This window comes from Streptococcus sp. 1559 (genome assembly GCF_013276735.1).
In the GTDB taxonomy this organism is placed as follows: domain Bacteria; phylum Bacillota; class Bacilli; order Lactobacillales; family Streptococcaceae; genus Streptococcus; species Streptococcus pseudopneumoniae.
On record NZ_VMLO01000029.1, the window covers coordinates 68,767 to 95,415 of the forward strand.

Annotated in this window: 28 protein-coding genes and 4 pseudogenes; 29 read left to right on the plus strand and 3 right to left on the minus strand. The window is 33.2% G+C overall.

Annotated elements, in window-relative coordinates; genetic code table 11:
- Positions 1-211 precede the first annotated feature (211 nt).
- The 3 genes and pseudogenes from HT688_RS12280 to HT688_RS04980 all read left to right on the plus strand — a co-directional run.
- A pseudogene (locus HT688_RS12280) lies at positions 212-259 on the plus strand (hypothetical protein); the annotation flags it as partial.
- Between the two features lie 15 nt (positions 260-274).
- The gene (tet(M), locus tag HT688_RS04975) at positions 275-2,194 is read left to right on the plus strand and encodes a tetracycline resistance ribosomal protection protein Tet(M) (RefSeq protein ID WP_172923610.1); all 1,920 of its coding nucleotides are present in this window, start codon (positions 275-277) and stop codon (positions 2,192-2,194) included.
- 118 nt (positions 2,195-2,312) lie between these two features.
- A complete protein-coding gene (locus HT688_RS04980) occupies positions 2,313-2,480 on the plus strand; it encodes a cysteine-rich KTR domain-containing protein (RefSeq protein ID WP_000336323.1) in 168 nt (55 codons plus the stop codon).
- A gap of 59 nt (positions 2,481-2,539) precedes the next feature.
- Here HT688_RS04980 and HT688_RS04985 read toward each other — a convergent pair.
- Positions 2,540-2,677: pseudogene (locus HT688_RS04985) on the minus strand (XRE family transcriptional regulator); the annotation flags it as partial.
- Positions 2,678-2,960: 283 nt separating this feature from the next.
- Between HT688_RS04985 and HT688_RS12000 the strand changes: the two are divergent.
- The 5 genes and pseudogenes from HT688_RS12000 to HT688_RS05005 form a co-directional block, all read left to right on the plus strand.
- A pseudogene (locus HT688_RS12000) lies at positions 2,961-3,044 on the plus strand (MLS leader peptide); the annotation flags it as partial.
- 48 nt (positions 3,045-3,092) lie between these two features.
- Entirely contained in the window at positions 3,093-3,176 is an 84-nt protein-coding gene (locus HT688_RS04990; protein ID WP_001814874.1) for a 23S rRNA methyltransferase attenuation leader peptide, read from the plus strand.
- Between the two features lie 124 nt (positions 3,177-3,300).
- A complete protein-coding gene (gene erm(B), locus HT688_RS04995) occupies positions 3,301-4,038 on the plus strand; it encodes a 23S rRNA (adenine(2058)-N(6))-methyltransferase Erm(B) (protein WP_001038790.1) in 738 nt (245 codons plus the stop codon).
- Between the two features lie 354 nt (positions 4,039-4,392).
- Positions 4,393-4,947, plus strand: coding sequence for a recombinase family protein (locus HT688_RS05000; protein WP_172923611.1), 555 nt, complete (start codon positions 4,393-4,395; stop codon positions 4,945-4,947).
- 3 nt (positions 4,948-4,950) lie between these two features.
- On the plus strand, positions 4,951-7,869 hold the full coding sequence (locus HT688_RS05005) for a Tn3 family transposase (RefSeq protein WP_001240982.1): 2,919 nt from the start codon (positions 4,951-4,953) through the stop codon (positions 7,867-7,869).
- Between the two features lie 73 nt (positions 7,870-7,942).
- Here the strand turns inward: HT688_RS05005 and HT688_RS05010 are convergent.
- Positions 7,943-8,164 (minus strand): annotated as a pseudogene (locus tag HT688_RS05010) (helix-turn-helix domain-containing protein); the annotation flags it as partial.
- Positions 8,165-8,668: 504 nt separating this feature from the next.
- On the opposite strand from HT688_RS05010, the gene HT688_RS05015 reads away from it, so the two are divergent.
- The 5 genes from HT688_RS05015 (at position 8,669) to HT688_RS05035 (ending at position 12,138) form a co-directional block, all read left to right on the plus strand.
- Positions 8,669-9,091: a sigma-70 family RNA polymerase sigma factor gene (locus HT688_RS05015; RefSeq protein ID WP_000804599.1), complete on the plus strand. Its 423-nt coding sequence runs from the start codon at positions 8,669-8,671 to the stop codon at positions 9,089-9,091.
- Positions 9,088-9,318 (plus strand): helix-turn-helix domain-containing protein, encoded by a 231-nt coding sequence (locus tag HT688_RS05020; protein ID WP_000857133.1) that lies wholly within the window; start codon positions 9,088-9,090, stop codon positions 9,316-9,318. Before HT688_RS05015 ends, HT688_RS05020 begins: the two co-directional genes overlap by 4 nt.
- A gap of 460 nt (positions 9,319-9,778) precedes the next feature.
- On the plus strand, positions 9,779-9,982 hold the full coding sequence (locus tag HT688_RS05025; RefSeq protein WP_000814511.1) for an excisionase: 204 nt from the start codon (positions 9,779-9,781) through the stop codon (positions 9,980-9,982).
- Positions 9,983-10,063: 81 nt separating this feature from the next.
- A complete protein-coding gene (locus tag HT688_RS05030; RefSeq protein WP_001291561.1) occupies positions 10,064-11,281 on the plus strand; it encodes a tyrosine-type recombinase/integrase in 1,218 nt (405 codons plus the stop codon).
- A 176-nt stretch (positions 11,282-11,457) separates the two neighbouring features.
- On the plus strand, positions 11,458-12,138 hold the full coding sequence (locus tag HT688_RS05035; RefSeq protein WP_050269752.1) for an insulinase family protein: 681 nt from the start codon (positions 11,458-11,460) through the stop codon (positions 12,136-12,138).
- On the opposite strand, the gene HT688_RS05040 is transcribed toward HT688_RS05035, so the two are convergent.
- A complete protein-coding gene (locus HT688_RS05040) occupies positions 12,101-12,985 on the minus strand; it encodes a helix-turn-helix domain-containing protein (protein WP_000583376.1) in 885 nt (294 codons plus the stop codon). The two genes, HT688_RS05035 and HT688_RS05040, sit on opposite strands and share 38 nt — an antisense overlap.
- A 1,174-nt stretch (positions 12,986-14,159) precedes the next feature.
- Here HT688_RS05040 and HT688_RS05045 point away from each other — a divergent pair.
- The 16 genes from HT688_RS05045 to HT688_RS05120 all read left to right on the plus strand — a co-directional run bounded on the left by HT688_RS05045 (position 14,160) and on the right by HT688_RS05120 (position 26,585).
- On the plus strand, positions 14,160-14,801 hold the full coding sequence (locus tag HT688_RS05045; RefSeq protein WP_050078401.1) for a hypothetical protein: 642 nt from the start codon (positions 14,160-14,162) through the stop codon (positions 14,799-14,801).
- Between the two features lie 9 nt (positions 14,802-14,810).
- Positions 14,811-15,896 carry a toprim domain-containing protein gene (locus HT688_RS05050; protein WP_172923612.1) on the plus strand — a complete coding sequence of 362 codons (1,086 nt, stop codon included), beginning with the start codon at positions 14,811-14,813 and terminating at the stop codon, positions 15,894-15,896.
- 50 nt (positions 15,897-15,946) lie between these two features.
- The gene (locus tag HT688_RS05055) at positions 15,947-16,180 is read left to right on the plus strand and encodes a DUF5965 family protein (RefSeq protein WP_000152419.1); all 234 of its coding nucleotides are present in this window, start codon (positions 15,947-15,949) and stop codon (positions 16,178-16,180) included.
- Positions 16,177-16,560 (plus strand): DUF5945 family protein, encoded by a 384-nt coding sequence (locus HT688_RS05060; protein WP_002933294.1) that lies wholly within the window; start codon positions 16,177-16,179, stop codon positions 16,558-16,560. Before HT688_RS05055 ends, HT688_RS05060 begins: the two co-directional genes overlap by 4 nt.
- A 37-nt stretch (positions 16,561-16,597) precedes the next feature.
- A complete protein-coding gene (locus HT688_RS05065) occupies positions 16,598-16,870 on the plus strand; it encodes a hypothetical protein (RefSeq protein ID WP_000495446.1) in 273 nt (90 codons plus the stop codon).
- Positions 16,871-16,940: 70 nt separating this feature from the next.
- Positions 16,941-17,417, plus strand: a complete 477-nt coding sequence (gene pezA / locus HT688_RS05070; protein WP_022524938.1) for a type II toxin-antitoxin system antitoxin PezA — start codon at positions 16,941-16,943, stop codon at positions 17,415-17,417.
- Positions 17,417-18,187 carry a type II toxin-antitoxin system toxin PezT gene (gene pezT, locus HT688_RS05075; protein ID WP_172923613.1) on the plus strand — a complete coding sequence of 257 codons (771 nt, stop codon included), beginning with the start codon at positions 17,417-17,419 and terminating at the stop codon, positions 18,185-18,187. Before pezA ends, pezT begins: the two co-directional genes overlap by 1 nt.
- 254 nt (positions 18,188-18,441) lie before the next feature.
- A complete protein-coding gene (locus HT688_RS05080) occupies positions 18,442-19,125 on the plus strand; it encodes a LexA family transcriptional regulator (RefSeq protein ID WP_045773573.1) in 684 nt (227 codons plus the stop codon).
- Positions 19,126-19,127: 2 nt separating this feature from the next.
- Positions 19,128-20,543 carry a Y-family DNA polymerase gene (locus HT688_RS05085; RefSeq protein ID WP_172923614.1) on the plus strand — a complete coding sequence of 472 codons (1,416 nt, stop codon included), beginning with the start codon at positions 19,128-19,130 and terminating at the stop codon, positions 20,541-20,543.
- Positions 20,540-20,917, plus strand: coding sequence for a hypothetical protein (locus HT688_RS05090; protein ID WP_125393988.1), 378 nt, complete (start codon positions 20,540-20,542; stop codon positions 20,915-20,917). The genes HT688_RS05085 and HT688_RS05090 overlap by 4 nt, the downstream gene beginning before the upstream one ends.
- Positions 20,895-21,185, plus strand: a complete 291-nt coding sequence (locus HT688_RS05095; RefSeq protein WP_037606793.1) for a DUF5960 family protein — start codon at positions 20,895-20,897, stop codon at positions 21,183-21,185. The genes HT688_RS05090 and HT688_RS05095 overlap by 23 nt, the downstream gene beginning before the upstream one ends.
- A 293-nt stretch (positions 21,186-21,478) precedes the next feature.
- Entirely contained in the window at positions 21,479-21,835 is a 357-nt protein-coding gene (locus HT688_RS05100; protein WP_150923003.1) for an SAG1252 family conjugative relaxosome accessory protein, read from the plus strand.
- Between the two features lie 4 nt (positions 21,836-21,839).
- Positions 21,840-22,205 (plus strand): plasmid mobilization relaxosome protein MobC, encoded by a 366-nt coding sequence (gene mobC, locus HT688_RS05105; protein ID WP_172923615.1) that lies wholly within the window; start codon positions 21,840-21,842, stop codon positions 22,203-22,205.
- Positions 22,192-24,021 (plus strand): SAG1250 family conjugative relaxase, encoded by a 1,830-nt coding sequence (locus HT688_RS05110; RefSeq protein ID WP_172923616.1) that lies wholly within the window; start codon positions 22,192-22,194, stop codon positions 24,019-24,021. Before mobC ends, HT688_RS05110 begins: the two co-directional genes overlap by 14 nt.
- 103 nt (positions 24,022-24,124) lie before the next feature.
- Positions 24,125-24,352, plus strand: coding sequence for a helix-turn-helix domain-containing protein (locus HT688_RS05115; RefSeq protein ID WP_000919632.1), 228 nt, complete (start codon positions 24,125-24,127; stop codon positions 24,350-24,352).
- Between the two features lie 454 nt (positions 24,353-24,806).
- Complete coding sequence (locus tag HT688_RS05120) at positions 24,807-26,585, plus strand: recombinase family protein (protein WP_172923617.1); 1,779 nt, start codon at positions 24,807-24,809, stop codon at positions 26,583-26,585.
- The last annotated feature ends 64 nt before the right edge of the window (positions 26,586-26,649 follow it).

Consider the following 26,649-nt stretch of genomic DNA (forward strand, 5'->3'; position numbering starts at 1 on the left):
GTATCTATTTAAAAGGAGTTAATAAATATGCGGCAAGGTATTCTTAAATAAACTGTCAATTTGATAGTGGGAACAAATAGTTGGATGTCCTTTTTTAGGAGGGCTTAGTTTTTTGTACCCAGTTTAAGAATACCTTTATCATGTGATTCTAAAGTATCCGGAGAATATCTGTATGCTTTGTATGCCTATGGTTATGCATAAAAATCCCAGTGATAAGAGTATTTATCACTGGGATTTTTATGCCCTTTTGGGTTTTTGAATGGAGGAAAATCACATGAAAATTATTAATATTGGAGTTTTAGCTCATGTTGATGCAGGAAAAACTACCTTAACAGAAAGCTTATTATATAACAGTGGAGCGATTACAGAATTAGGAAGCGTGGACAAAGGTACAACGAGGACGGATAATACGCTTTTAGAACGTCAGAGAGGAATTACAATTCAGACAGGAATAACCTCTTTTCAGTGGGAAAATACGAAGGTGAACATCATAGACACGCCAGGACATATGGATTTCTTAGCAGAAGTATATCGTTCATTATCAGTTTTAGATGGGGCAATTCTACTGATTTCTGCAAAAGATGGCGTACAAGCACAAACTCGTATATTATTTCATGCACTTAGGAAAATGGGGATTCCCACAATCTTTTTTATCAATAAGATTGACCAAAATGGAATTGATTTATCAACGGTTTATCAGGATATTAAAGAGAAACTTTCTGCCGAAATTGTAATCAAACAGAAGGTAGAACTGTATCCTAATATGTGTGTGACGAACTTTACCGAATCTGAACAATGGGATACGGTAATAGAGGGAAACGATGACCTTTTAGAGAAATATATGTCCGGTAAATCATTAGAAGCATTGGAACTCGAACAAGAGGAAAGCATAAGATTTCAGAATTGTTCTCTGTTCCCTGTTTATCACGGAAGTGCAAAAAACAATATAGGGATTGATAACCTTATAGAAGTGATTACGAATAAATTTTATTCATCAACACATCGAGGTCAGTCTGAACTTTGCGGAAAAGTTTTCAAAATTGAGTATTCGGAAAAAAGACAGCGTCTTGCATATATACGTCTTTATAGTGGCGTACTGCATTTGCGAGATTCGGTTAGAATATCGGAAAAGGAAAAAATAAAAATTACAGAAATGTATACTTCAATAAATGGTGAATTATGTAAAATCGATAAGGCTTATTCCGGGGAAATTGTTATTTTGCAGAATGAGTTTTTGAAGTTAAATAGTGTTCTTGGAGATACAAAGCTATTGCCACAGAGAGAGAGAATTGAAAATCCCCTCCCTCTGCTGCAAACGACTGTTGAACCGAGCAAACCTCAACAAAGGGAAATGTTACTTGATGCACTTTTAGAAATCTCCGACAGTGACCCGCTTCTGCGATATTATGTGGATTCTGCGACACATGAAATCATACTTTCTTTCTTAGGGAAAGTACAAATGGAAGTGACTTGTGCTCTGCTGCAAGAAAAGTATCATGTGGAGATAGAAATAAAAGAGCCTACAGTCATTTATATGGAAAGACCGTTAAAAAAAGCAGAGTATACCATTCACATCGAAGTTCCACCGAATCCTTTCTGGGCTTCCATTGGTCTATCTGTAGAACAGCTTCCATTAGGGAGCGGAGTACAGTATGAGAGCTCGGTTTCTCTTGGATACTTAAATCAATCGTTTCAAAATGCAGTTATGGAAGGGATACGCTATGGTTGCGAACAAGGATTATATGGTTGGAATGTGACGGATTGTAAAATCTGTTTTAAGTATGGCTTATACTATAGCCCTGTTAGTACCCCAGCAGATTTTCGGATGCTTGCTCCTATTGTATTGGAACAAGTCTTAAAAAAAGCTGGAACAGAATTGTTAGAGCCATATCTTAGTTTTAAAATTTATGCGCCACAGGAATATCTTTCACGAGCATACAACGATGCTCCTAAATATTGTGCGAACATCGTAGACACTCAATTGAAAAATAATGAGGTCATTCTTAGTGGAGAAATCCCTGCTCGGTGTATTCAAGAATATCGTAGTGATTTAACTTTCTTTACAAATGGACGTAGTGTTTGTTTAACAGAGTTAAAAGGGTACCATGTTACTACCGGTGAACCTGTTTGCCAGCCCCGTCGTCCAAATAGTCGGATAGATAAAGTACGATATATGTTCAATAAAATAACTTAGTGTATTTTATGTTGTTATATAAATATGGTTTCTTGTTAAATAAGATGAAATATTTTTTAATAAAGATTTGAATTAAAGTGTAAAGGAGGAGATAGTTATTATAAACTACAAGTGGATATTGTGTCCTGTATGTGGAAATAAAACACGATTAAAGATAAGGGAAGATACTGAATTAAAAAAATTCCCCCTCTATTGTCCGAAATGCAGACAAGAAAATTTAATTGAAATAAAGCAGTTCAAAGTAACTGTGATTACAGAGCCAGACGCAAAGACGCAGAGCCGATAAAATGAGATTAATACAATCTCATTTTATCGGCTCTTTCCGTTATGTATGGATTCTTTTAATTAGTCTTCGATGTTTCTTGCTTCGTTGATACCGCTGGCTAAAGATTCCATTAAGGATAGTTCTTTGTCTGTAAAGCTATCCATGTATTTCTCTATCTGTAATCGTCGGGTGCTTCTTACCAAGTTATTAGCAGGTAGGGGTCCCGAGCGCCTACGAGGAATTTGTATCGATAAGAAATAGATTTAAAAATTTCGCTGTTATTTTGTACATTTAACTTGACGGTGACATCTCTCTATTGTGAGTTATTAGTGGTACAGTTTTCAACCGTTTTAATTATAAAAAAGTGGTGCATTTTTAAATTGGCACAAACAGGTAACGGTTATTGCAGGTGTATTTCTTATCTATGGGTTTAACATGGATTTTATCATTAAAATCATGAGTATTGTCCGAGAGTGATTGGTCTTGCGTATGGTTAACCCTAAAGTTATGGAAATAAGACTTAGAAGCAAACTTAAGAGTGTGTTGATTGTGCATTATCTTAAAATTTTGTATAATAGGAATTGAAGTTAAATTAGATGCTAAAAATTTGTAATTAAGAAGGAGGGATTCGTCATGTTGGTATTCCAAATGCGTAATGTAGATAAAACATCTACTGTTTTGAAACAGACTAAAAACAGTGATTACGCAGATAAATAAATACGTTAGATTAATTCCTACCAGTGACTAATCTTATGACTTTTTAAACAGATAACTAAAATTACAAACAAATCGTTTAACTTCTGTATTTATTTATAGATGTAATCACTTCAGGAGTGATTACATGAACAAAAATATAAAATATTCTCAAAACTTTTTAACGAGTGAAAAAGTACTCAACCAAATAATAAAACAATTGAATTTAAAAGAAACCGATACCGTTTACGAAATTGGAACAGGTAAAGGGCATTTAACGACGAAACTGGCTAAAATAAGTAAACAGGTAACGTCTATTGAATTAGACAGTCATCTATTCAACTTATCGTCAGAAAAATTAAAACTGAACATTCGTGTCACTTTAATTCACCAAGATATTCTACAGTTTCAATTCCCTAACAAACAGAGGTATAAAATTGTTGGGAATATTCCTTACCATTTAAGCACACAAATTATTAAAAAAGTGGTTTTTGAAAGCCATGCGTCTGACATCTATCTGATTGTTGAAGAAGGATTCTACAAGCGTACCTTGGATATTCACCGAACACTAGGGTTGCTCTTGCACACTCAAGTCTCGATTCAGCAATTGCTTAAGCTGCCAGCGGAATGCTTTCATCCTAAACCAAAAGTAAACAGTGTCTTAATAAAACTTACCCGCCATACCACAGATGTTCCAGATAAATATTGGAAGCTATATACGTACTTTGTTTCAAAATGGGTCAATCGAGAATATCGTCAACTGTTTACTAAAAATCAGTTTCATCAAGCAATGAAACACGCCAAAGTAAACAATTTAAGTACCGTTACTTATGAGCAAGTATTGTCTATTTTTAATAGTTATCTATTATTTAACGGGAGGAAATAATTCTATGAGTCGCTTTTGTAAATTTGGAAAGTTACACGTTACTAAAGGGAATGTAGATAAATTATTAGGTATACTACTGACAGCTTCCAAGGAGCTAAAGAGGTCCCTAGCGCCTACGGGGAATTTGTATCGATAAGGAATAGATTTAAAAATTTCGCTGTTATTTTGTACAATAAGGATAAATTTGAAAGGTACCATAAACGACCGTTTATGGTACCTTTTCATTTTCCTGCTTTTTCTAAATGTTTTTTAAGTAAATCAAGTACCAAAATCCGTTCCTTTTTCATAGTTCCTATATAGTTATACTTAATGAGTTATGGTACATTTAAATTATAAAATTAAGGAGGTTTTTTTATGATTTTTGGCTATGCTCGAGTGAGTACGGATGATCAAAATCTTAGTTTACAAATTGATGCACTTACTCATTATGGAATTGATAAATTATTTCAAGAAAAAGTAACTGGTGCGAAAAAAGACCGACCGCAATTAGAAGAAATGATCAACCTACTACGTGAAGGAGATTCTGTTGTCATTTACAAGTTAGATCGAATTTCACGATCAACTAAACATTTGATTGAACTTTCTGAATTATTTGAAGAACTTAGTGTCAATTTTATATCTATTCAAGATAACGTAGATACTTCAACGTCTATGGGAAGATTCTTTTTCCGAGTTATGGTTAGTTTAGCAGAACTGGAACGGGATATTATTATTGAACGAACTAACTCTGGTCTTAAGGCAGCCAGAGTCCGAGGAAAAAAAGGGGGCCGTCCAAGTAAAGGTAAGCTATCAATTGATTTAGCTTTAAAAATGTATGACAGCAAAGAGTATTCTATTCGTCAAATTCTTGATGCCTCTAAATTAAGCAAAACAACCTTTTACCGTTACCTCAATAAAAGGAATGCTTAAGATATGGCTATGAAAAGAATTTTAACTACTTCACAGCGTGAACAACTTCTTTCTGTAGACCACTTATCAGAAGAGGATTTTAAAGCGTATTTTAGTTTTTCTGATTATGATCTGGAGGTTATTAATCAACACCGTGGAAAGGTCAATAAACTAGGATTTGCGATACAACTTTGTTTGGCCCGGTATCCTGGGTGTTCTTTAAGTAATTGGCCGATTAAATCAACCAGACTAACTTCTTATGTGAGTCGACAGCTCCATCTTGATGCAATTGATTTAAATTCATATGATCATAGAAATACACGTGCAAATCACTTCAACGAGATCTTAGAAGTATTCAACTATCATCGATTCGGTAGTGCTAATACACAAAAACAGTTAATAGAATATTTAATTGAACTAGCTTTAGAAAATGATGACTCTATCTATCTAATGAAAAAAACAATTGATTTCTTAACTCGAAAAAGAATTATTTTTCCATCTATAGCTACACTTGAAGACATTATAAGCCGCTGTCGAGATAAAGCAGAAAACAACTTATTTTCAATATTACTCTGTTCATTAACAGATATACAAATTGAAAAACTAGAGAGTTTGTTTCAAATTTATGAAGAGACGAAAATAACTAAACTCGCTTGGCTAAAAGACATTCCAGGTAAGGCAAATCCAGAAAGCTTTATGAGTATTTGTAAAAAAGTGGAAGTGATTGCTTCCATGGGACTCGGGACAATTAATGTCTCCCATATTAATCGGAACAGGTTTCTTCAGCTAGCTAGACTAGGGGAAAATTATGATGCATATGACTTCTCCCGTTTTGAGCTTGAAAAAAGATACTCTTTACTTATTGCTTTTTTAGTCAATCATCATCAATATCTGATCGATCAACTGATTGAGATTAATGACCGCATTTTAGCAAGTATTAAACGCAAAGGGACACGTGATTCACAAGAACAGTTAAAAGAAAAAGGAAAATTGGCTACTAAAAAATTGGAACATTATGCTTCTTTAATTGATGCTCTTCACTTTGCAAAAGATAATGATAGTAATCCTTTTGACGAAATTGAACGAATCATGCCTTGGGAAGATTTAGTACAAGATGGAGAAGAAGCTAAAAAAATTACAGGTAATAAAAATCATGGCTATTTAGAAATGGTTCGAAATAAAGCTAATTACCTCCGAAGATACACGCCAATGTTATTGAGGACCCTTTCGTTCAAAGCAACTCCGGCAGCAAATCCAGTCCTCATGGCCCTAACTCAACTAACTGATTTACACAATAGTGGTAAAAGAAAAATACCGGCAGATACTTCTACTGATTTTGTGAGTAAAAAATGGAAAAGCCTTGTTCGGCCAGAAGAGGGGAAAATAGATCGGTCTTACTATGAGTTAGTAGCTTTCACCGAGCTAAAGAACAATATTCGATCAGGAGATATTTCAGTTGAAGGAAGTATGATCCATCGAAATATTGATGATTACTTAGTTGATTTATCTGCTTGTATTGATTCAGAAACTATTCCAGACACGTTTGAGGACTATTTAAAGGATCGGGAAATAATTTTAGATTTACAGCTTCAATTTTATTCGACAGTTGATAAGAGAATTTCAAGAGCAAACCTTAAAAAGTTGGAAAAAGTTACACCTAGCGAAGCAGAAATATATAGAAAAAAACTTTATTCAATAATTCCTAAGATAAGGCTTAGTGATCTTTTAATTGAGGTGGACAGTTGGACCAACTTTTCACAAGAATTTAGTCATGATTCTACAGGGAAACCGCCGAGTGAACAAGAAAGAAAAATTATTTTTGCTGCTTTGCTGGGTTTAGGGATGAATATTGGTCTTGAAAAAATGGCCCAATCAACTCCTGGAATTTCTTATTCTCAGTTAGCCAATGCCAAACAATGGCGCTTTTATAAAGAAGCTCTGACTCGTGCTCAATCTGTTTTGGTTAATTATCAGTTAAAGCTTCCTGTTGCAGACTTTTGGGGTGAAGGAAAAACCACTGCTTCAGACGGAATGCGCGTCCCAGTGGGCGTCTCAGCTCTAAAATCCGATGTTAATCCACATTACAAAAGTATGGAAAAAGGAGCTACAATGATTCGATCAATAAATGATAGGCATACGACTCATCATATCGAGGTTGCTTCAACTAATACAAGGGAAGCTACTCATACCCTTGATGGCCTACTTTATCATGAAACAGATCTAGATATTGAGGAACATTTTACTGATACAAATGGGTATTCTGATCAGGTGTTTGGAATGACCGCATTACTAGGCTTTGATTTTGAACCTCGCATCAGAAATATAAAAAAATCACAATTATTTTCTATCAAATCACCTTCCTACTACCCTAACTTATCAGAAGATATAAGCGGAAAAATCAATGTAAAAATTATTGAAGAAAACTATGATGAAATTAAACGAATCGCCTATTCGATTCAAACAGGAAAAGTATCTAGTTCTTTACTATTAGGAAAGCTAGGCTCATACGCACGTAAGAATAGAGTAGCTCTTGCACTGAGAGAACTAGGTCGCATTGAAAAGAGCATTTTTATGATAGATTATATTACAGATAGTGAGCTACGGCGAAGGATCACTCATGGACTAAATAAGACAGAAGCGATTAATGCTTTAGCTAGAGAACTATTTTTTGGGCGACGCGGAAAATTTATGGAGCGCGATATTCGCCGACAACTTCAAAGTGCTAGTGCGCTTAATGTGTTAATAAATGCAATAAGTATATGGAACGCCGTCTACTTACAAGCAGCTTATAATTATCTCGTCAAAATAGATCCCGAAGTAACTAAGTATATGAAGCATGTATCTCCTATTAATTGGGAGCATATCACTTTTCTTGGAGAGTATAAATTTGACTTGTTATCTATTCCTAAACACTTAAGAGAATTGAATATAAAAAATAAATAGGCCTTGAAACATTGGTTTAGTGGGAATTTGTACCCCTTATCGATACAAATTCCCACTAAGCGCTCGGGACCCCAGGTAAGAAAAATTCATCAACGGAAACATGAAGTAACGATACAAGGTCATAAAGAACTTGTATGCTGGGGTGTTGCCCCTTATTTTCAATATTAGTTAAGTAACGTGGGTCAATTTCAATCAATGCTCCCACTTGTTCACGAGTTAAACCTCGTTTCAATCGAGCTTCTTTAATGGCTAAACCAAAGGCTCTAAAATCATATTTATCTTCTTTTTTACGCATAGTAGACCACCTCTATACATTTTACTGTTCCTATTGAATTAGAAACAGGTATAGAAAAACATGTTATATAGTTTATAGGTTCATATTTAATAAAAAGCACTACTAAACGCCAATAAAAAAAACCGTTATATGGTAGTGCTATTTATGCTGTTAAAATATTGTATCTTACTTCCAAATGGCGGTTTGTTGGAGGTCAAAGTCGCCATGAAGTATATCACATACAATCAAGTTCCCCACATTGAGTATTTATCAAAAAAAGTCGTCTATCTGCAATAGATAAGTACGTCCACCAATGTGGTTTTATAAATCATATAGATAGAAAAATAAAAGCATGTAAACAGAGAAATCAATCTGTTTGTGTGCTTTTTTGGTTATTCAGAACTTTTTTACAAAGTTTATTCATCAGTAATGCAACAAATCCCCCTTTCACATTGGGACTAAGAGTGAAAGGAGATAAAAGAGCAAGGCTCACTTCCTTTCCTAGACAGAAAGGGGGTGAGAAACATGAAACCATCTTTTTTTCAGACCACAATAGAAAATCAGTTTGACTATATCTGTAAACGTGCTATGGAAGACGAGCGAAAGAATTATCTGCTTTATCTTTCAAGGATCGCAAAGCGTGAAGTGTCCTTTTCTGATGTTGGCGATTATCTTGTTAGCCAGTTTGCGACAACAGATAACTATTCAACTGACTTTCAGATTTTTACACTCAATGGAATATCAGTTGGTGTTGAAAATGATTTATTGAGTGAAGCATTACGTGAGTTGCCAGACAAGAAACGTGAAATTCTACTGCTGTTTTACTTTATGGACATGAGCGATTCAGAAATTGCAGACCTGTTGAAATTGAACCGTTCTACTGTCTATCGGCATAGAACCAGTGGACTAGCCTTAATTAAAAAGTTTATGGAGGAATTTGAAGAATGAAAACACAATATCCTATGATTCCCTTTCCTCTCATTGTAAAGGCAACAGATGGCGATACCGAAGCGATTAACCAGATTCTACATCATTACAGAGGGTACATAACGAAGCGTTCCCTACGACTTATGAAAGATGAATATGGCAATCAAAGTATGGTCGTTGATGAAGTCTTACGTGGAAGAATGGAAACCAGACTGATTACAAAGATTTTGTCATTTGAAATTAAGTAATATCCTCTCTCCTTTCGTGGAAGCGTGCTAAACCATTCCACGCTTCCCGAACAGGGAGGTTTGTTATTCCACCAAAGCATATTGAGCTTTCAATGTGTTTTGATAGGCTAACGAGCCATTGTTCTTTGAAAACTGAATAAAAGTAATCGAATACGTTTCGATAAGAAAAGAGCCAACGGAACTAACCGCCATGACCTATCTTATAAAGATAGCGAGCGATTCATGTTAGTGATCCGAGAAGCAATCTTTAGCAGGATTGCCTGCAACGACATTCTTATCGTGATAATGATACTCCCATACAGTCAATAGTCCGAGCGTGATAAAACCGTCGCAGGCAATGAGTATGGCTACATGAGAACCATGCAGGGGTGGAACTCCCGTGAGCTTTGCTAAAGCTGTTCGATTGCTGGTAAAACAACTTTTATGAAATCCAAATAAGTGATTTGGAAAGGAGGATTTTATGAAGCAGACTGACATTCCTATTTGGGAACGTTATACCCTAACCATTGAAGAAGCGTCAAAATATTTTCGTATTGGCGAAAACAAGCTACGACGCTTGGCAGAGGAAAATAAAAATGCAAATTGGCTGATTATGAATGGCAATCGTATTCAGATTAAACGAAAACAATTTGAAAAAATTATAGATACATTGGACGCAATCTAGCGTCGCCAAAGGGTCTTGTATATGATAAAATAGTATTAAGTCGTATCAAGGCTCTTTCCATAAAGGAAAGGAGCAAATGCCATGTCAGAAAAAAGACGTGACAATAAAGGTCGAATCTTAAAGACTGGAGAGAGCCAACGAAAAGACGGAAGATACTTATACAAATATATAGATTCATTTGGAGAACCGCAATTTGTTTACTCGTGGAAACTTGTGGCTACAGACCGAGTACCAGCAGGAAAGCGTGATTGTATCTCACTTAGAGAGAAAATCGCAGAGTTACAGAAAGACATTCATGATGGTATTGATGTTGTAGGAAAGAAAATGACACTCTGCCAGCTTTACGCAAAACAGAACGCTCAAAGACCAAAGGTTAGAAAAAACACTGAAACTGGACGCAAATATCTTATGGATATTTTGAAGAAAGACAAGTTAGGTGTAAGAAGTATTGACAGTATTAAGCCATCAGACGCTAAAGAATGGGCTATTAGAATGAGTGAAAATGGTTATGCTTATCAAACCATCAATAACTACAAACGTTCTTTAAAGGCTTCATTCTATATTGCGATACAAGATGATTGTGTTCGGAAGAATCCATTTGACTTTCAACTGAAAGCAGTTCTTGATGATGATACTGTCCCTAAGACCGTACTAACAGAAGAACAGGAAGAAAAACTGTTAGCCTTTGCAAAAGCTGATAAAACCTACAGCAAAAATTATGATGAAATTCTGATACTCTTAAAAACAGGTCTTCGTATTTCAGAGTTTGGTGGTTTGACACTTCCAGATTTAGATTTTGAGAATCGTCTTGTCAATATAGACCATCAGCTATTGAGAGATACTGAAATTGGGTACTACATTGAAACACCAAAGACCAAAAGTGGCGAACGTCAAGTTCCTATGGTTGAAGAAGCCTATCAAGCATTTAAGCGAGTGTTAGCGAATCGAAAGAATGATAAGCGTGTTGAGATTGATGGATATAGTGATTTCCTCTTTCTTAATAGAAAGAACTATCCAAAAGTGGCAAGTGATTACAACGGCATGATGAAAGGTCTTGTTAAGAAATACAATAAGTATAACGAGGATAAATTGCCACACATCACTCCACATAGTTTGCGACATACATTCTGTACCAACTATGCAAATGCAGGAATGAATCCAAAGGCATTACAGTACATTATGGGACATGCTAATATAGCCATGACGCTGAACTATTACGCACATGCAACATTCGATTCTGCAATGGCAGAAATGAAACGCTTGAATAAAGAGAAGCAACAGGAGCGTCTTGTTGCTTAGTAGTACAAATGAATTTACTACTTATTTACCACTTCTGACAGCTAAGACATGAGGAAATATGCAAAGAAACGTGAAGTATCTTCCTACAGTAAAAATACTCGAAAGCACATAGAATAAGGCTTTACGAGCATTTAAGAAAATATAAAAAGATAATTAGAAATTTATACTTTGTTTATATGAAAAATATTCAAGCAGGAGAATTCCAGATTGCTATTGCTGGTCCAAGTTTTCTACAAAGTGAAATCATAAGTATTGAAAATATGTTACCTTTAAGTGGATCATCTGTAGAAATTAACTCTCCGGCTTTTTCAACTGGTTTAACGGAATTAGATAAACAACAAGAACTTTCTGAAATTTCTATGTATCTAGATATATCTGGTATGGTAGCATCATCTCATGAAATGGCAATGTTAAGTATCTTAAACTCGATGTTAACTGGTATTAAAGATTCATTATTAGGCCATAAGTTAAGGACACAAAAGCAATGGATATATAGTATTGTATCATACCCAATATTTTATAGTAATATGACTTTACTAAAAATAGTAACTATAACACCTACAATCTATAAGAAAAAATTGATTAAAACACTGGAGAACAATCTTGTTAATGAATCCGATTTATCTGATGAACTATTATTTTATAAGGCTAAAAAAAGAGTAATCAATGAATTGTACATAAATTGTGAAGTTAATAAAAATGAATATTTAAAAACAATTTGTAGAGAAAAATTATTTGATATTCCAAGTTGGGATAGTATTGCTGAAGAGCTGGAATTGATTTCTTTAGATGAATTAAAAAGTTTTTCAAAAAAAGCAATTATTCAAAATAGGAATTACCACATTGTAATAAAATGATAATATTTTTTTTGTAGTAATCTTTATAATTTTTGTATAATGTTTTATTGAATAATTCAAAAATTTTTAAAGCATCTTCTATTTTTAAAATTGATTTTTGATTATGATGAAATTTAAGTTCAAAAAATCCTTCTAAATACAAAAGAATAGTTTGTTCAAAAAAATCTGTGGAATTAGATAATATATTCTTAGTAGCTTGTTCTAAAAATAAAGCTTCCTCATATAAGCTGTTTTCAATCATAATAAGAAGTGAATTAAGAAGTAATTGAACGAGAGCTTGTTTATTTCTAGGTATAGAACTATACAACTTTCCTTTTTTAAGCGCCTCTTTGGCATATCTAAATAATAAATTTGGTAATATTGCTCGACAACAATTTCCAAGAATAAGAATTTCGTAATATCCCCAGTTTTCAACAGAAAATAAATAATTAGTAAGATAAGAGGTGTCTTGATTACTCAATTGATGAGTATTATCAATTCCATAGATAATACTTTCAATGAAAATAGCGTTTAACTTATGATAATGAGATTTGGTTTCTCTAAACAGTTCCATCTCTTTGCTTACCATATTAAGTAATGATTTGATTTCTTGATTGTATGCAGCCTGTTGAACTAAGCGTATCAAGGTATTGAAGTCTGAAGGCTGATAATTATTACATGAAAGCAAAAACTCCTCTAGTGTTACACCTATTTTTTCAAGTAGATATAATAATTTAAAAAATGAGATTTCTGTCTCTCCTAATTCAAATCTAGATATTTGAGACTTTGAAATTTCTGCACCTGCTAATGAAGAAATAGAAATACCTTTTCCTTCTCGTATTTTTCTATAAGTTTCACCTATAATCATATTTATCTCCATTTACCATAAAAAATCATTAGAAAGCGTGACAGATTATGAAAAAATACTATCAAATTTTTTTATTACTATTTGATATTATCATTATTATTGGATTATATCAATAACATTAATGAGTCTGGGTAAAAACTCAATTTCAGGAGTAAATGAAATGAATATTCCCATAATAAAACGCATTATATCAAGTTTTTTGGACAGCCTTTGTTCGAAAATTATTTTAACTCATAGTTGATGATTCCATAAATTGAAAAGTTTTATACTTAGCATTAAAATGCTCAATTTTAATACGTATTACAAGTATCTCTATTAAACTTCTTATCCTCTTCAGTCAATAGATGCTTTTTAGAATTTTTAACAGGAATGAAGGTTATATTATGAATATTCATAATGCATAAATAATCCAAATACAGAAAATCAAGTGATTGCTCTGGCAAACTTGACCTATCCTTTCTTAAAAAGAGTAAAATCATGTGTATGACCTTCTTAAAAAACTAATTAGCAGGCATGAAGTGGTGTTAAATCGAGTATGATTTGTGTCTTCATGGTGTGTCTCTTTTTTCCTGAATAATTTTACTTTGGTTTCTTTTAGGACGTTGAAATAGGACTTTCTATGACATCAATAGCTATAGTGACACTTGCTGCTTTTAAGTTGTCTAAGGCAAATAGACCTGAAGAACGAAGAGTATCTTCTACCAATATTATCGTTCGGTGACTGTCGCTAATCCAAGACCAAAATCAAAAGCTAGGAGACGTAGAGTTGGTCAATAGAATAAATAACGCAAGTTTAGCATCAACTGTTTTTATAGACTTAGCGTTTTTGGACGTCCTCCTTTATAGTGTTTGGTTTTATAAGCTTTATTTAGACAGGATATCTTCGTTGGGAAGGTGTCCTTTTTTACACTAATAAATAATTTAAAGTTCTCAGAAGTTAGTTGCATGATCTTTTGTAAATAGTTTTCTTAACTATAGTATAGCATAGTACAGTATGCATTTTATTTTTTTCCAATAAGTCTATTATACTTCAAAGACAGCTAGTTTTATTTTTTTCTCTGAACTGTACGATTTTGCGCCTGAAATGTAGGAATTACCTTTCGTTGTGATGTGATAAAACTTACAAGTTCTTTTTGTTATTCTTGACCTAGTTTTTATAGAAAGAAGGTCTAAGATGTTAAATAAAGTCAAAACTAAAGCCTTAATTAGTGTTGGAGCAGTGGCTGCAACTAGCTTTATTCTCATGATGGGATATACTGCTGGTCAACATTCTACTGCTAAACAAAGTCGTAAAGAGATTGAATTGGCTGCAGCTAAACTTGTAGAGGACAAACAAGCAGAAGATAAAGCAAGTATTTTGTCATCAGATACTGTAAAAGAATTTTTGACACAGTACTATACGAAAGAAAAGCTCGGAGAAAATAATACACGTATTCAACCTTATATGACTGAATCAGCTTATTCTCAAGAATTGTCAAGTCAAAATGATGCCATGAACCAAGTGTATAAGGATTATATTTTGGATTATCATTTTGAAAAAGCTGATATCTTTGTCAATCAGACTACGAATCAAGCCATTGCTATGGTGTCTTATAATGTAACCTATGTATCCGATTTAAAGAATGCCAACCAATCAAAGACCAATCAGACAGAAACCAGAACGGTTAAGTTGTCTTATTCGAAACTACCAGGTAAGTTATTGGTCAATCAAGTACAGGTTTGGAAATCTGGGTTAGATGATTTAGATAATGCAACTCCTAAAACTTTAGAAGAATCATCATCAATACCATCACTGCCAAATACTACGACAAAATGATGATATTGCATGGGAATAGAAGAATGTAAGCAAATTTCAATTCTTGATGTAGCCAATCGTTTAGGTATCTCCTTTAAACAAGTTTCGAGCAGTGTCTATGAACATCCTGAACACGATTCATTTCGGATTTTTTCAACTACCAATACTTTTAAATGGTTTTCAAGAGATATTCAAGGTGATGTCATTGATTTTGTTCGACTTGTTAAGGGAATTTCCTTTAAAGAAGCTCTAGCCTTTCTTTCTGAAGAACCTTTTCAAAAAGAAGCTATTCAAGAAAAAAGAGAGAGACCATTTTATTATCCTTTAAAGAGAGTAGAAGATTCTAACTGCAGTTTGACTAGATATTACTTAACAGAATGTAGAGGAATCTCAGAAGAAATCATACAAAAGATGATTCAACAAGGTTTGATAGCACAAGCTAGTTGGAAAACAAATGAAACAGTTGAACCTGTTAACGTTTTTAAAAGCTTTGATCATCGCCACAAGCTGCAGGCAGCAAGCTTACAAGGAATTTATAAGAATCACTCTCTTCCTAGAGAAAGGTTAAAAACGATTCTAAAAGGAAGCCATGGACATGTTGGAATATCCTTTGACATTGGTAAACCAAATAGACTGGTCTTTTGTGAATCGTTCATCGACTTGATGAGCTATTACGAACTTCATCAACAAAATCTATTTGATGTTCGTTTGGTATCTATAGAGGGATTAAAAAGGTCTGTTGTTGCTTATCAAACTTTACGACTAATAGCTGAAGAAAATCAGAAGTTGGAATTCTTAGATACAGTAATACCTTCAAAGTTATTGCCTTTGATGAATACAATTCGTGATACCACCAGCTATTTTGATAATCATCCTGATTTATTGACACTTGCGGTAGATTGTGATGATGCAGGAAAAGATTTTTCCGATAAGTTATCTCAAGCTGGATTGCCTGTTTTCCTGGATTTCCCTGATAATGAAACTGGGAAAGAAAAAGTAGACTGGAATGATGTCCTTCGAGAAAAGAAATCAGACTTACATTTGATGCTTGAGACTGCAAAGGAGGCATTGGGGAATCAACCAGTAAGACAAACCTCTCAATGTTTAGAATTGTGATAACAAAATCAAGGTGTTTTAGCTAATATTAGAATGAAGGAGGATCGTATATGACCATTATTGAACGCTTAGAAGAAAAGGTCACTAGGCAAGAAAGTAAGGTAGCAAGAGAGACAGAAAAACTAGCTGCTTATAAAGAGCAACTGGAGACAGCGATGTTTGCGACGTTCAAAAGGCGTCAAAGCATTAGTCACATGAGTTTTGAAGAAGCTCTTGACCATGCCTTTGGTAAAGAAAGACAATTCGATGATTCTGAATTTAGAAAGGATGAAATGAGTGAATGACAAAAGATTGGAATTTTAATCAACCATTAGAAAGTAAATCAGAAAATCAAGAAGATCCAGATAAAATTGCGGCCTTATTTGGAAATCATCAAGGAGGTAATGATGTAAATTATGAAGCAGCTTTTCAAAAGCGTAAACAAGCACCTGTGACGGAATCAAATTCTAGTTCTAAGCCCAAAGTTACAGAGGTTAGAACAGGAAAAGAGACAGATATCACTACAAGTTATCAGCAACATCTTAAAAGACTTATTGCGGATAACAATAGCGATATTCAAAGTAGTCAAAAGAAAATTGAAGAGCTACATACGTTGATCGACACAAAGAATAAAGACAATAAGAAATTGCAGTCAATTTATGATGCGATTTCCGAATTACACTAAGCAGTCCTGATAGGCTGCTTTTTTTGAGAGGTTATAGATGTTTACAACATTTTTTAAGAAAAATCACGACAATAGTGATGTATTTAAAAAGCTGATTCATAGACTATCTGATATGTCTGTCCAAGATCTTGAAAAAATAGACCGACTGCTAGATATCATTTTCACTCCAAATCAAGAATCACAACAACTAAAAACAGAAGCAACTTACAGAGAAGAAACTTTGGACGACACATTAAAGGAAGCTAAGAATCAACTTCATAAGGAACAATTGGAGAAGAATTTAGAGAGATTTAGGAAAAACAGCCAATAATGCACCAAAAATGGTGCATTTACTTTTTCTAAATGTTATAATGGTGGTATAAAAATAAAAGGAGTTTGCCATGATTGGAAAGAACATAAAATCCTTACGTAAAACACATGACTTAACACAAGACGACTTTGCCCGAATTGTAGGAATTTCTCGAAATAGCTTGAGCCGGTATGAAAATGGAACGAGTTCAGTCTCTACGGAACTAATAGACATCATTTGTCAGAAGTTTAATGTATCTTATGTCGATATTGTAGGAGAAGATAAAATGCTCAATCCTGTTGAAGATTATGAATTGACTTTAAAAATTGAAATTGTGAAAGAAAGAGGAGCTAATCTATTATCACGACTCTATCGTTATCAAGATAGTCAGGGAATTAGCATTGATGATGAATCTAATCCTTGGATTTTAATGAGTGATGATCTATCTGACTTGATTCATACGAATATCTATTTAGTAGATAATTTTGATGAAATAGAGAGGTATAGCGGCTATTTGGATGGAATTGAACGTATGTTAGAGATATCTGAAAAACGGATGGTAGCCTAATGGAAATCCAAGATTATACTGATAGTGAATTCAAACATGCTCTAGCACGGAATCTTCGTTCTCTGACAAGAGGAAAAAAGTCCAGTAAGCAACCTATAGCGATTTTGCTTGGAGGGCAAAGTGGAGCTGGTAAGACTACAATTCATCGTATTAAACAGAAAGAATTTCAAGGAAATATTGTTATCATAGATGGCGATAGTTTTCGCTCTCAACATCCACACTATTTAGAACTGCAGCAAGAATATGGCAAAGATAGTGTAGAATACACCAAAGAGTTTGCGGGGAAAATGGTAGAGTCTTTAGTAACAGAATTGAGTCAATTAGGATACAATCTTTTGATAGAGGGAACTTTACGAACAGTTGATGTTCCAAAGAAAACCACACAACTCTTGAAAAATAAGGGATATGAAGTACAATTAGCCTTAATTGCGACAAAGCCTGAACTGTCTTATCTGAGTACCCTTATCCGATACGAAGAACTGTACGCTATCAATCCAAATCAAGCACGTGCAACTCCAAAAGAACATCATGATTTCATTGTTAATCATCTAGTTGATAATACACGACAATTGGAAGAACTGGCTATCTTTGAAAGAATTCAAATGTATCAACGAGATAGAAGTTGTGTATATGATTCAGGAGAAAATACAACTTCAGCGGCAACCGTTCTTCATGACTTACTATTTGGAGAATGGAATCCAGTTGAGAAAGAGATGCTTAAATCTGGAGAAGAAAGATTGAAAGATTTAACTAAACGAAATGGTTTGTAGAGTTAGATTTTTAAAATAAAGTCTATTGGATCGTCAATTAAAAAATAACGATCCTTTTTTATACTCTCTATTTTCTTCTTCTTCATATTTTTTCAAAAGTTTTAGCATTCTTCAGTCATGATTTCCTAACACTATAAGTACAAATTTAGCGCAGTTTATGATTATTTTAAATCTTTGGGGTTTATTAAACTCTTGATTTTTTCAAGAAGCTATGGTATTCTTTTGTTAGTTAATAAACTTACAAAGGAGAAAAGATGTTTTCACCTACTAAATTAAAAGAAAAAAGAGAGAGTCAGGGCTTATCTCAATCTCAACTTGCATCCAGTTTGGGAATTAGTAGAGCTTCGTACTTTAATTGGGAATCAGGTAAAACAAAACCGAATCAAAATAATCTAAGCAAATTGAGTGAGATTTTTAATGTAGACCCTCGATATTTTGAATCAGAGTATGAAATAGTAGAAACCTATCTCAAGCTAACTAAAAAGAATCAAAAAGCAACACTTCATTATGCTACAGAATTGTTGAACAAACAGAATGCGAAGGTTGTAGAAATTCCTGAGCGTTTTGCTTATAAAGTTTACGAAAAATTATCAGCTGGTACAGGAACAGCTTATTTTGATGATGGTAATTACGATACAGTTTATTTTAATCATCAATTTGATTATGACTTTGCATCATGGGTGTTTGGAAATTCAATGGAACCGACATATGAAAATGGTTCTGTAGCCCTTATTAAGCAAACGGGATTTGATTATGACGGGGCTATCTATGCCATAGATTGGGATGGTCAAACCTATATTAAGAAAGTGTATCGTGAAGAAAATGGGCTTCGTTTAGTTTCACTCAATCGGAACTATTCAGATAAGTTTGCGCCTTATGATGAGAATCCTCGCATTATAGGGAAAATAGTTGGGAACTTTATGCCTTTAGAGGACTAAGCATGAGTTGGTTTGATTATAGTCTAGAACCTCAAAGTGACATTGCCTTTATTGATATGAAATCTTTTTACGCAAGTGTAGAATGTGTAGATAGAGGATTACACCCACTTAAGACTTCGCTTTGTGTTATGAGTCGTGCAGATAATTCTGCTGGTTTAATTCTTGCTTCCTCTCCTATGTTTAAAAAGGTCTTTGGAAAGTCGAACGTTGGACGTTCCTATGATTTACCATTTGATGTAAAGACTCGCAAATTCTCTTATTATAATGCTAAGAAGCAAGGTTTACCGACAACGATAGACTATGTCCGCTATATAGAGGAATGGGCAAAATCAACCGTGATTGTCCCTCCGAGAATGGATACTTATATAGCAGTCAATATGGAGATTCAAAAAATCTTTCATGATTTTGCGGCACCAGATGATATTTATCCCTACTCAATTGATGAAGGATTTATTGATTTAACAAGTTCATTAAATTATTTTGTACCAGATAAAAGTATTAGTAGGAAAGATAAATTAGATATTATTTCGGCTGCTATTCAAAAAAAGATTTGGAGAAAAACTGGAATCTATTCAACTGTAGGCATGTCTAATTCCAATCCCTTATTAGCTAAGTTAGCACTAGATAATGAAGCGAAAAAGACTCCGACAATGAGAGCCAATTGGTCCTATGAGGATGTCGAAAAGAAAGTATGGGCTATTCCTAAAATGACAGATTTCTGGGGAATTGGAAATCGGATGGAGAAGAGATTACATGGTTTAGGTATCTTTTCGATTAAAGAATTGGCACAGGCTAATCCTGACTTGATAAAAAAAGAGCTTGGCATTATGGGTCTAGAGTTATGGTTCCACGCCAATGGGATTGATGAAAGTAATGTTCATAAACCTTATAAGCCAAAGTCAAAAGGGATAGGGAACTCTCAAGTTTTACCAAGAGATTATATTAAACAAAGAGATATTGAGATCATACTTCGTGAGATGGCAGAACAAGTTGCAGTTAGATTGAGAAGAGCTGGTAAAAAAGCAACAGTAGTTTCTATACACTTGGGGTATTCTAAGGCGGAACAGAAACGATCTATTCATACTCAAATCAAGATTGAACCAACCAATCAAACAGCACTACTGACAAACTACGTTTTAAAGTTATTTCACACTAAATATACTTCAGGAGCTATCAGGAATGTGGCAGTGAATTATTCTGGTTTAGTGGATGAATCCTTTGGATTGATTTCATTATTTGATGATATTGAAAAAATAGAAAAAGAAGAAAGGCTCCAGTCCGCAATCGATGCTATTCGAACAGAATTTGGTTTTACTTCACTATTGAAAGGAAATGCCCTAGATCAAGCTTCTAGAACAATTGCAAGAAGTAAACTTATTGGTGGTCATTCAGCTGGAGGATTAGATGGACTAAAATGATGAATCGTTCTTATTTGCCTTTTTTGTCTGCAAGAGAGTATCAAGATCGTGGGATGGCTAAGTGGATGGGCTTCTTTTTGTCAGAACATTCAAGTTCTCTTTGGGAAGAAAAAAATAAAGAAGATATCTCCATTTCCCTATCAATGGAAGAGAAAGTTCTATTTGTTCGGCAACTGTATACAAATGTCTTCCCAGCAACTTTTGTTTTTAAGCATTCGAATAGAAGAAAAGTAGTATCAGGTATTGTAAAAGAAATTAGAAAAGAGTCTATATCTATTAAATCAGACACTGGTTTTTTACTATTAAAATGGGAAGATATACTCGATATTCAGATAGAAGGAGAGAGTCTAGATGAATCGGAAAGAATTATATGATGATAAATTGCAGCTAGATTATTTTTCTGATTCTTATTTACGGTTTGAATCAGATTTTTACAAGTATTCAGCTTTAGATATACCGTTAACATTTATCACTGATGACATTTTACGCACAATGGCTATGTCTCAAAAACATTATTTTAAACTTAATAAAAGCAAATCTTTAGACGGTCGTGATCATTACTTTGTTTTTTCTATCAAGATGAACAAAGACAGTAGTGGCATTAGACAGTATGAATATCAGAGACATTGTTTTAATTTGTAAGAGTCCGACAGGGCTCTTTTTCTGTGATAATTTTATCAAAAAGTATTTGTTATACTTTTTTTAATTTAGATTTATCTTGGGGGTTTGGGGGCGTGCCACCACATTGTCATATCGTTTGTTTTTTGAACCGTAAGGTTTGAAATGGCAGGCGATATGATTTTTGGGATATTGTGGACACAATATCTGAGCTCGCAAAGCCTTACAAAAATGTTGAAGCTATTTTGAAAAATGTACTGACAGTGTCTGTAAGCTTACATTGTCAGTACAGGTATCAATGAAGGAGGAAAAGTCATATGAAAAGAGATATACGTAGTATTCGGAAACAATTTCGCTTAACAGAAACGGAAGAAAAACAAATACTAGATTTAATGAGAGAGAAAGGAGAGGATAATTTTTCTGATTTTCTCCGTAAAAGCTTACTATTGTCTGATGGACAAAAACAGATGGAAAAATGGTTCAGTCTTTGGAAACAGCAAAAGTTGGAACAAATTAGCCGTGATGTTTATGAAGTATTGATAATTGCTAAAACAAATCATCAGGTTACTCACGAACATGTTTCTATTTTGTTAACTTGTATTCAGGAATTAATTAAAGAGGTAGAAAAAACAGCTCCTCTTAGTGAAAATTTTCGTAACAAATACATGAGGTAGTAGAGTGGAGCACCGATATAGAACAAATTTAAAAAAAGTCTTTTTATCTGACCTAGAATTAGTCAAATTGAATGAAAATATCTCGAAAAGTAACTGCTTATCATTCTCAGAATATGCTAGACGAACTCTACTAAATCCTGGTATGAATTTTATCACCATTGATACAAATAGTTATCAAGATTTGATTTTTGAATTAAAACGAATCGGAAATAATATTAATCAAATAGCCAGAAGCATAAATTATTCGAATTTAATAAAGAAAGTTGAATTAGATGAATTGAGAAAAGGTATAGAAGAGTTAATAGTAGAAGTGGAGAAAGATTTTCTTATTCAATCTGAAAAATTGAGGAAATTTTATGGTCATCACTAAACACTTTGCGATTCATGGAAAAAATTATCGTAGTAAACTAATCAAATATATTTTGAATCCAAGTAAAACAAAAAAACTAACACTAGTTTCAGATTTTGGAATGAGAAATTATTTAGATTTTCCTAGTTATGAAGAACTAGTGAAGATGTACAATGATAATTTTTTAAGTAATGATAGTCTTTACGAATTTCGTCATGATAGGCAAGAAGTAAATCAACGAAAAATTCATTCTCATCACATCATTCAGTCCTTTTCTCCAGATGACAATCTTACTCCCGAACAAATCAATCAGATTGGTTATGAGACAGTTAAAGAGTTGACAGGAGGTAGATTTCGTTTTATCGTAGCAACTCATATGGATAAAGATCATATCCACAATCACATCATCCTAAATTCAATTGATCAGAATTCTGATAAAAAGTTTCTATGGGATTATAAGTCAGAACGTAATCTACGAATGGTTTCTGATCGTCTTTCAAAAATTGCAGGGGCAAAAATTATAGAAAATCGTTATTCGCATCGTCAGTATGAAGTTTATCGCAAAACAAATTACAAATATGAAATAAAACAACGGGTATATTTTCTAATCAAGAACTCAAAAAATTTTGAAGATTTTAAGAAAAAAGCTAAAGCTTTACATTTAAAAATTGATTTTAGACACAAGCATGTTACTTTTTTTATGACTGATTCAAATATGAAACAAGTCGTACGTGATAGTAAATTGAGTAGAAAACAACCTTATAATGAAACTTATTTTAAGAAAAAGTTTGTTCAAAGGGAAATCATAAACATCTTAGAATTTTTACTTCCGAAAATGAAGAATATGAATGAATTGATTCAACGAGCAGAATTTTTTGGATTAAAAATAATTCCGAAAGAAAAACATGTTCAATTTGAATTTGATGAGATAAAGCTTTCAGAACAGGAATTGGGAAAAACGAATCGGTATAGTGTTAGTTATTTTCAAGAATATTTTAATAACAAAAATGAAACTGTTGTCTTAGATAATAAAAATTTAGTTGAACTTTACAATGAAGAAAAGCTAATTAAAGAAAAAGAGTTGCCGACAGAAGAGGTGGTATGGAAATCCTATCAAGATTTCAAGAGAAATAGGGATGCAGTTCATGAGTTTGAAGTAGAGTTAAATCTTAATCAAATAGAAGAAGTAGTAGACGATGGAATTTACATTAAAGTACAGTTTGGTATCCGACAAGAAGGACTTATTTTTGTACCAAATATTCAAATCAATATGGAAGAAGAAAAAGTTAAAGTATTTATCAGAGAAACTAGTTCTTACTATGTATACCATAAAGACTCAGCAGAAAAAAATCGCTTTATGAAAGGTAAAACTTTGATTAGGCAATTTAATCTTCAGTATGAACCGCAGCATATGTATAGAAGAATTCCTCTTAGAAAAATTAAAGAAAAAATAGAACAATTAGATTTTCTTATATCTGCGGAAAATAGTCCGAATGATTTTGAAGATATAACAAATGATTTCATTGCCCAAATATCATATCTAGAGAATATGATTGAACAAGTCCAAAATAAAATTGATGATTTAACTAATTTAGAGGAAGTATTGTTGAATAATATGGCAAATAGTTCTAGCAATTTAGAAAATAGTATTCAAGGTAAAAGTTCAGTAGATACAATAGAGAAGGATTTATACATATATAAAGGAAAGATTGAAACACTGAAGGAACAACATAGAGAAGCAATAAATTTATTTGAAATGTTTAATAAAACAATAAAGAAATATAAGGAAAAACAAAATATGAAATCTATTAAGGAAAATGAGATACATTTAGAGTAAACAGTTTCCTAAAAAGTATATATAGAATAGTTTCATGTGCCAATTTGTCACATATTTAAAAATAAGAAAATAACTATATTATACTTGTTTTAGGAGACATTGGATGTTGAAAAGGATTAGAGATTTACGCGAGGATGATGATTTGACACAAGAATATGTTGCAAAAACAATCTTAAATTGTACAAGATCAGCGTATTCTAAAATGGAATCAGGTACCAGGTTAATCTCTATAGATGACCTTATCAAACTTGCAGATTTTTATAATGTAAGTTTAGATTACCTTGTAGGTCGAGTGGATAATAAAGAAGACCATTACTCCAAAAAGTATTAGGTTAAGAAAGCACATTGACAATTGAATAGTCCAAAATGGTACTTTCCTCATTTGTGGAGCAGTTTTGAATGGCTCGCCATGATAAGAGCGACATTAAAACCATCAATAAAATAGAGCGATACTTTATATGCCATGATACAAATGATATACAATGATACTTCTGACCGTTCAGGCTGCCAACGTAAAAGAGCAGCAAGTGAAATTCTTATGATGACTTCATCAGTCATGCCATGGAGGAGATTAATAAAAGATAAAAGGGAAGTGATTTTTTGAAATCAAATTTAGAAAATTATATAGTCGAGCTAGAGATGCTAAATCTATTATTCTTAAAAAAACTTATTAGCGAAAAAGAATATGAAAAAATAAAGCTGAAACTGCGTAAAATATACACAAATTAGCTGACCTTTTTTATTGGTTGCGGTAAAATAAATGCAGAGAAATAGGAGGTTAAGCCATGTCAAACAACGTTGAAATTATAAAAGCAAATCCTTTAGTAACTAGAAGAAATGATAATAGTGGTTCTTTATCGAGGAGAGTAGCAGCATATTGTCGTGTTAGTTCCGATAGTGATGATCAAAAAAATAGCTATGATTCTCAAGTTCGTCATTATAGAGAGTATATATCACAGCACCAAGATTGGATTTTGGTTGACATTTATGCTGATGAAGGGATTTCAGGAACTCAAGTTGGAAAAAGACAAGATTTTCAAAGATTGATTTCAGATTGCCTTGATGGAAAAATAGACTATATCATTACCAAAGCCATTGCTCGCTTTGCTAGAAATACATTAGATACTCTCAAATATGTTCGTTTGCTCAAAGATAAACAAATTGGTGTATTTTTCGAAGAAGAAAATATTGATACTTTAACTATGGATGGTGAGTTACTATTGACGATATTAAGTTCAGTGGCTCAACAGGAAGTTGAAAATACATCTGCCCATGTTAAAAAGGGGTTAAAAATGAAGATGCAACGTGGAGAACTTATTGGTTTTCAAGGTTGTCTTGGTTATGACTATAATCAAGATACAAAGTCGATATCAATAAATGAAAAAGAAGCCAAGATAGTACGTTATATTTTTGAACGATACATTGATGGTATTGGGGGTAGGGCAATAGCTAGAGAACTTGATGAACTAGGTTATAAAACTCCGAGAGGTCTTGATCACTGGCAAGATACAACAGTTTTAGGAATTATTAAAAACGAGAAGTATAAAGGTGATATTCTAATGGGAAAAACTTTCACTGTTGACCCCATTAGTAAGAGACGTTTAATAAATTTCGGTGAAGAAGATAAATACTACATTAAAAATAATCATGATGCGATAATTAGTCCAGAAATTTTTACACAGGCGCAAGAAATTCGATTACGGAGATCAGGAAACAAAAAAACCATAGCAAATACAAAAGGTAAACGAGAAAGATATTCAAGAATGTACCCTTTTAGCAGTAGATTAGAATGTGGTTTTTGTGGTACTGTTCTGTCTAGAAGAAGTTGGCACTCTAGTTCAGAGTACAAAAAGATTATTTGGCACTGTACAACATCTATAAAGAGAGGTAAAAAGTATTGCACTCATAGTAAAGGAATAGAGGAAAAAGCAATAGAAAATGCTTTTTTACAGAGCTACCAACAGTTGTTTTATGAAAATAATAACCTAACTGAAGACTTTCTTGAAATTATAAAAGAAGAGCTTACTGATGATACCTTAAAAGTGGAGTTGACTAAGATAGTTAGTAAATTAAATTCGTTGTACAAAAAAGAAGAAAAATTAGTTTCAATGAATCTAGATGGAAAAATAAGTGATTCTGTATATGAAGATAAATTCAATCAAATACAAATTGAGAAAGAAAAACTTTTAGAAGAAAAAGTAAATTTAGAAGTAACTTTAAAATCAGAAGTTGATATAAAAAGTAGATTAGAGAATTTTAAAGAAATTTTAACTTCACAAAAAACTTTGACGGAGTTTGACAAGGACATTTTTGAAAGTATCGTTGAAAAAATAATAGTAGGCGGAATAAATTCTGATGGAGAAATTGATCCAGCAATGTTGACTATAATTTTTAAAACGGGAGATTCTTCGACTAAAGATGCAAAATCTTACAAATCTAAAAGAAAGAATGCTAAAATAGATAATGATAAATTGTGTTTTAATGCCGTAACCGATGACGAAAAAAAGTGTACAAATAAAGAAAACAACGCACGTGGAGTGTGTAGGATTGCTTGTACGAGCTGAGTCATCAGCGAAGTAGAAGTAGATTCTCCGCCAATGGGATAGCTGTCGTAGAGTAAGGAGTTTA

Bases quoted from the DNA above. Each gene is read 5' to 3' on its own strand.
- pezA (WP_022524938.1), top strand. From the start codon at position 16,941: ATGATTGGAAAGAACATAAAATCCTTACGTAAAACACATGACTTAACA.
- HT688_RS05000 (WP_172923611.1), top strand. From the start codon at position 4,393: ATGATTTTTGGCTATGCTCGAGTGAGTACGGATGATCAAAATCTTAGT.
- HT688_RS05045 (WP_050078401.1), top strand. From the start codon at position 14,160: ATGTTAAATAAAGTCAAAACTAAAGCCTTAATTAGTGTTGGAGCAGTG.
- HT688_RS05060 (WP_002933294.1), top strand. From the start codon at position 16,177: ATGACAAAAGATTGGAATTTTAATCAACCATTAGAAAGTAAATCAGAA.
- HT688_RS05085 (WP_172923614.1), top strand. From the start codon at position 19,128: ATGAGTTGGTTTGATTATAGTCTAGAACCTCAAAGTGACATTGCCTTT.
- HT688_RS04990 (WP_001814874.1), top strand. From the start codon at position 3,093: ATGTTGGTATTCCAAATGCGTAATGTAGATAAAACATCTACTGTTTTG.
- pezT (WP_172923613.1), top strand. From the start codon at position 17,417: ATGGAAATCCAAGATTATACTGATAGTGAATTCAAACATGCTCTAGCA.
- HT688_RS05120 (WP_172923617.1), top strand. From the start codon at position 24,807: ATGTCAAACAACGTTGAAATTATAAAAGCAAATCCTTTAGTAACTAGA.
- HT688_RS05110 (WP_172923616.1), top strand. From the start codon at position 22,192: ATGGTCATCACTAAACACTTTGCGATTCATGGAAAAAATTATCGTAGT.
- HT688_RS05040 (WP_000583376.1), bottom strand. From the start codon at position 12,985: ATGATTATAGGTGAAACTTATAGAAAAATACGAGAAGGAAAAGGTATT.
- HT688_RS05025 (WP_000814511.1), top strand. From the start codon at position 9,779: ATGAAGCAGACTGACATTCCTATTTGGGAACGTTATACCCTAACCATT.
- HT688_RS05065 (WP_000495446.1), top strand. From the start codon at position 16,598: ATGTTTACAACATTTTTTAAGAAAAATCACGACAATAGTGATGTATTT.
- HT688_RS05090 (WP_125393988.1), top strand. From the start codon at position 20,540: ATGATGAATCGTTCTTATTTGCCTTTTTTGTCTGCAAGAGAGTATCAA.
- HT688_RS05055 (WP_000152419.1), top strand. From the start codon at position 15,947: ATGACCATTATTGAACGCTTAGAAGAAAAGGTCACTAGGCAAGAAAGT.
- HT688_RS05035 (WP_050269752.1), top strand. From the start codon at position 11,458: ATGAAAAATATTCAAGCAGGAGAATTCCAGATTGCTATTGCTGGTCCA.
- HT688_RS05030 (WP_001291561.1), top strand. From the start codon at position 10,064: ATGTCAGAAAAAAGACGTGACAATAAAGGTCGAATCTTAAAGACTGGA.
- HT688_RS05100 (WP_150923003.1), top strand. From the start codon at position 21,479: ATGAAAAGAGATATACGTAGTATTCGGAAACAATTTCGCTTAACAGAA.
- HT688_RS05095 (WP_037606793.1), top strand. From the start codon at position 20,895: ATGAATCGGAAAGAATTATATGATGATAAATTGCAGCTAGATTATTTT.
- HT688_RS05115 (WP_000919632.1), top strand. From the start codon at position 24,125: ATGTTGAAAAGGATTAGAGATTTACGCGAGGATGATGATTTGACACAA.
- HT688_RS05080 (WP_045773573.1), top strand. From the start codon at position 18,442: ATGTTTTCACCTACTAAATTAAAAGAAAAAAGAGAGAGTCAGGGCTTA.
- HT688_RS05020 (WP_000857133.1), top strand. From the start codon at position 9,088: ATGAAAACACAATATCCTATGATTCCCTTTCCTCTCATTGTAAAGGCA.
- HT688_RS05005 (WP_001240982.1), top strand. From the start codon at position 4,951: ATGGCTATGAAAAGAATTTTAACTACTTCACAGCGTGAACAACTTCTT.
- HT688_RS05015 (WP_000804599.1), top strand. From the start codon at position 8,669: ATGAAACCATCTTTTTTTCAGACCACAATAGAAAATCAGTTTGACTAT.
- HT688_RS05050 (WP_172923612.1), top strand. From the start codon at position 14,811: ATGGGAATAGAAGAATGTAAGCAAATTTCAATTCTTGATGTAGCCAAT.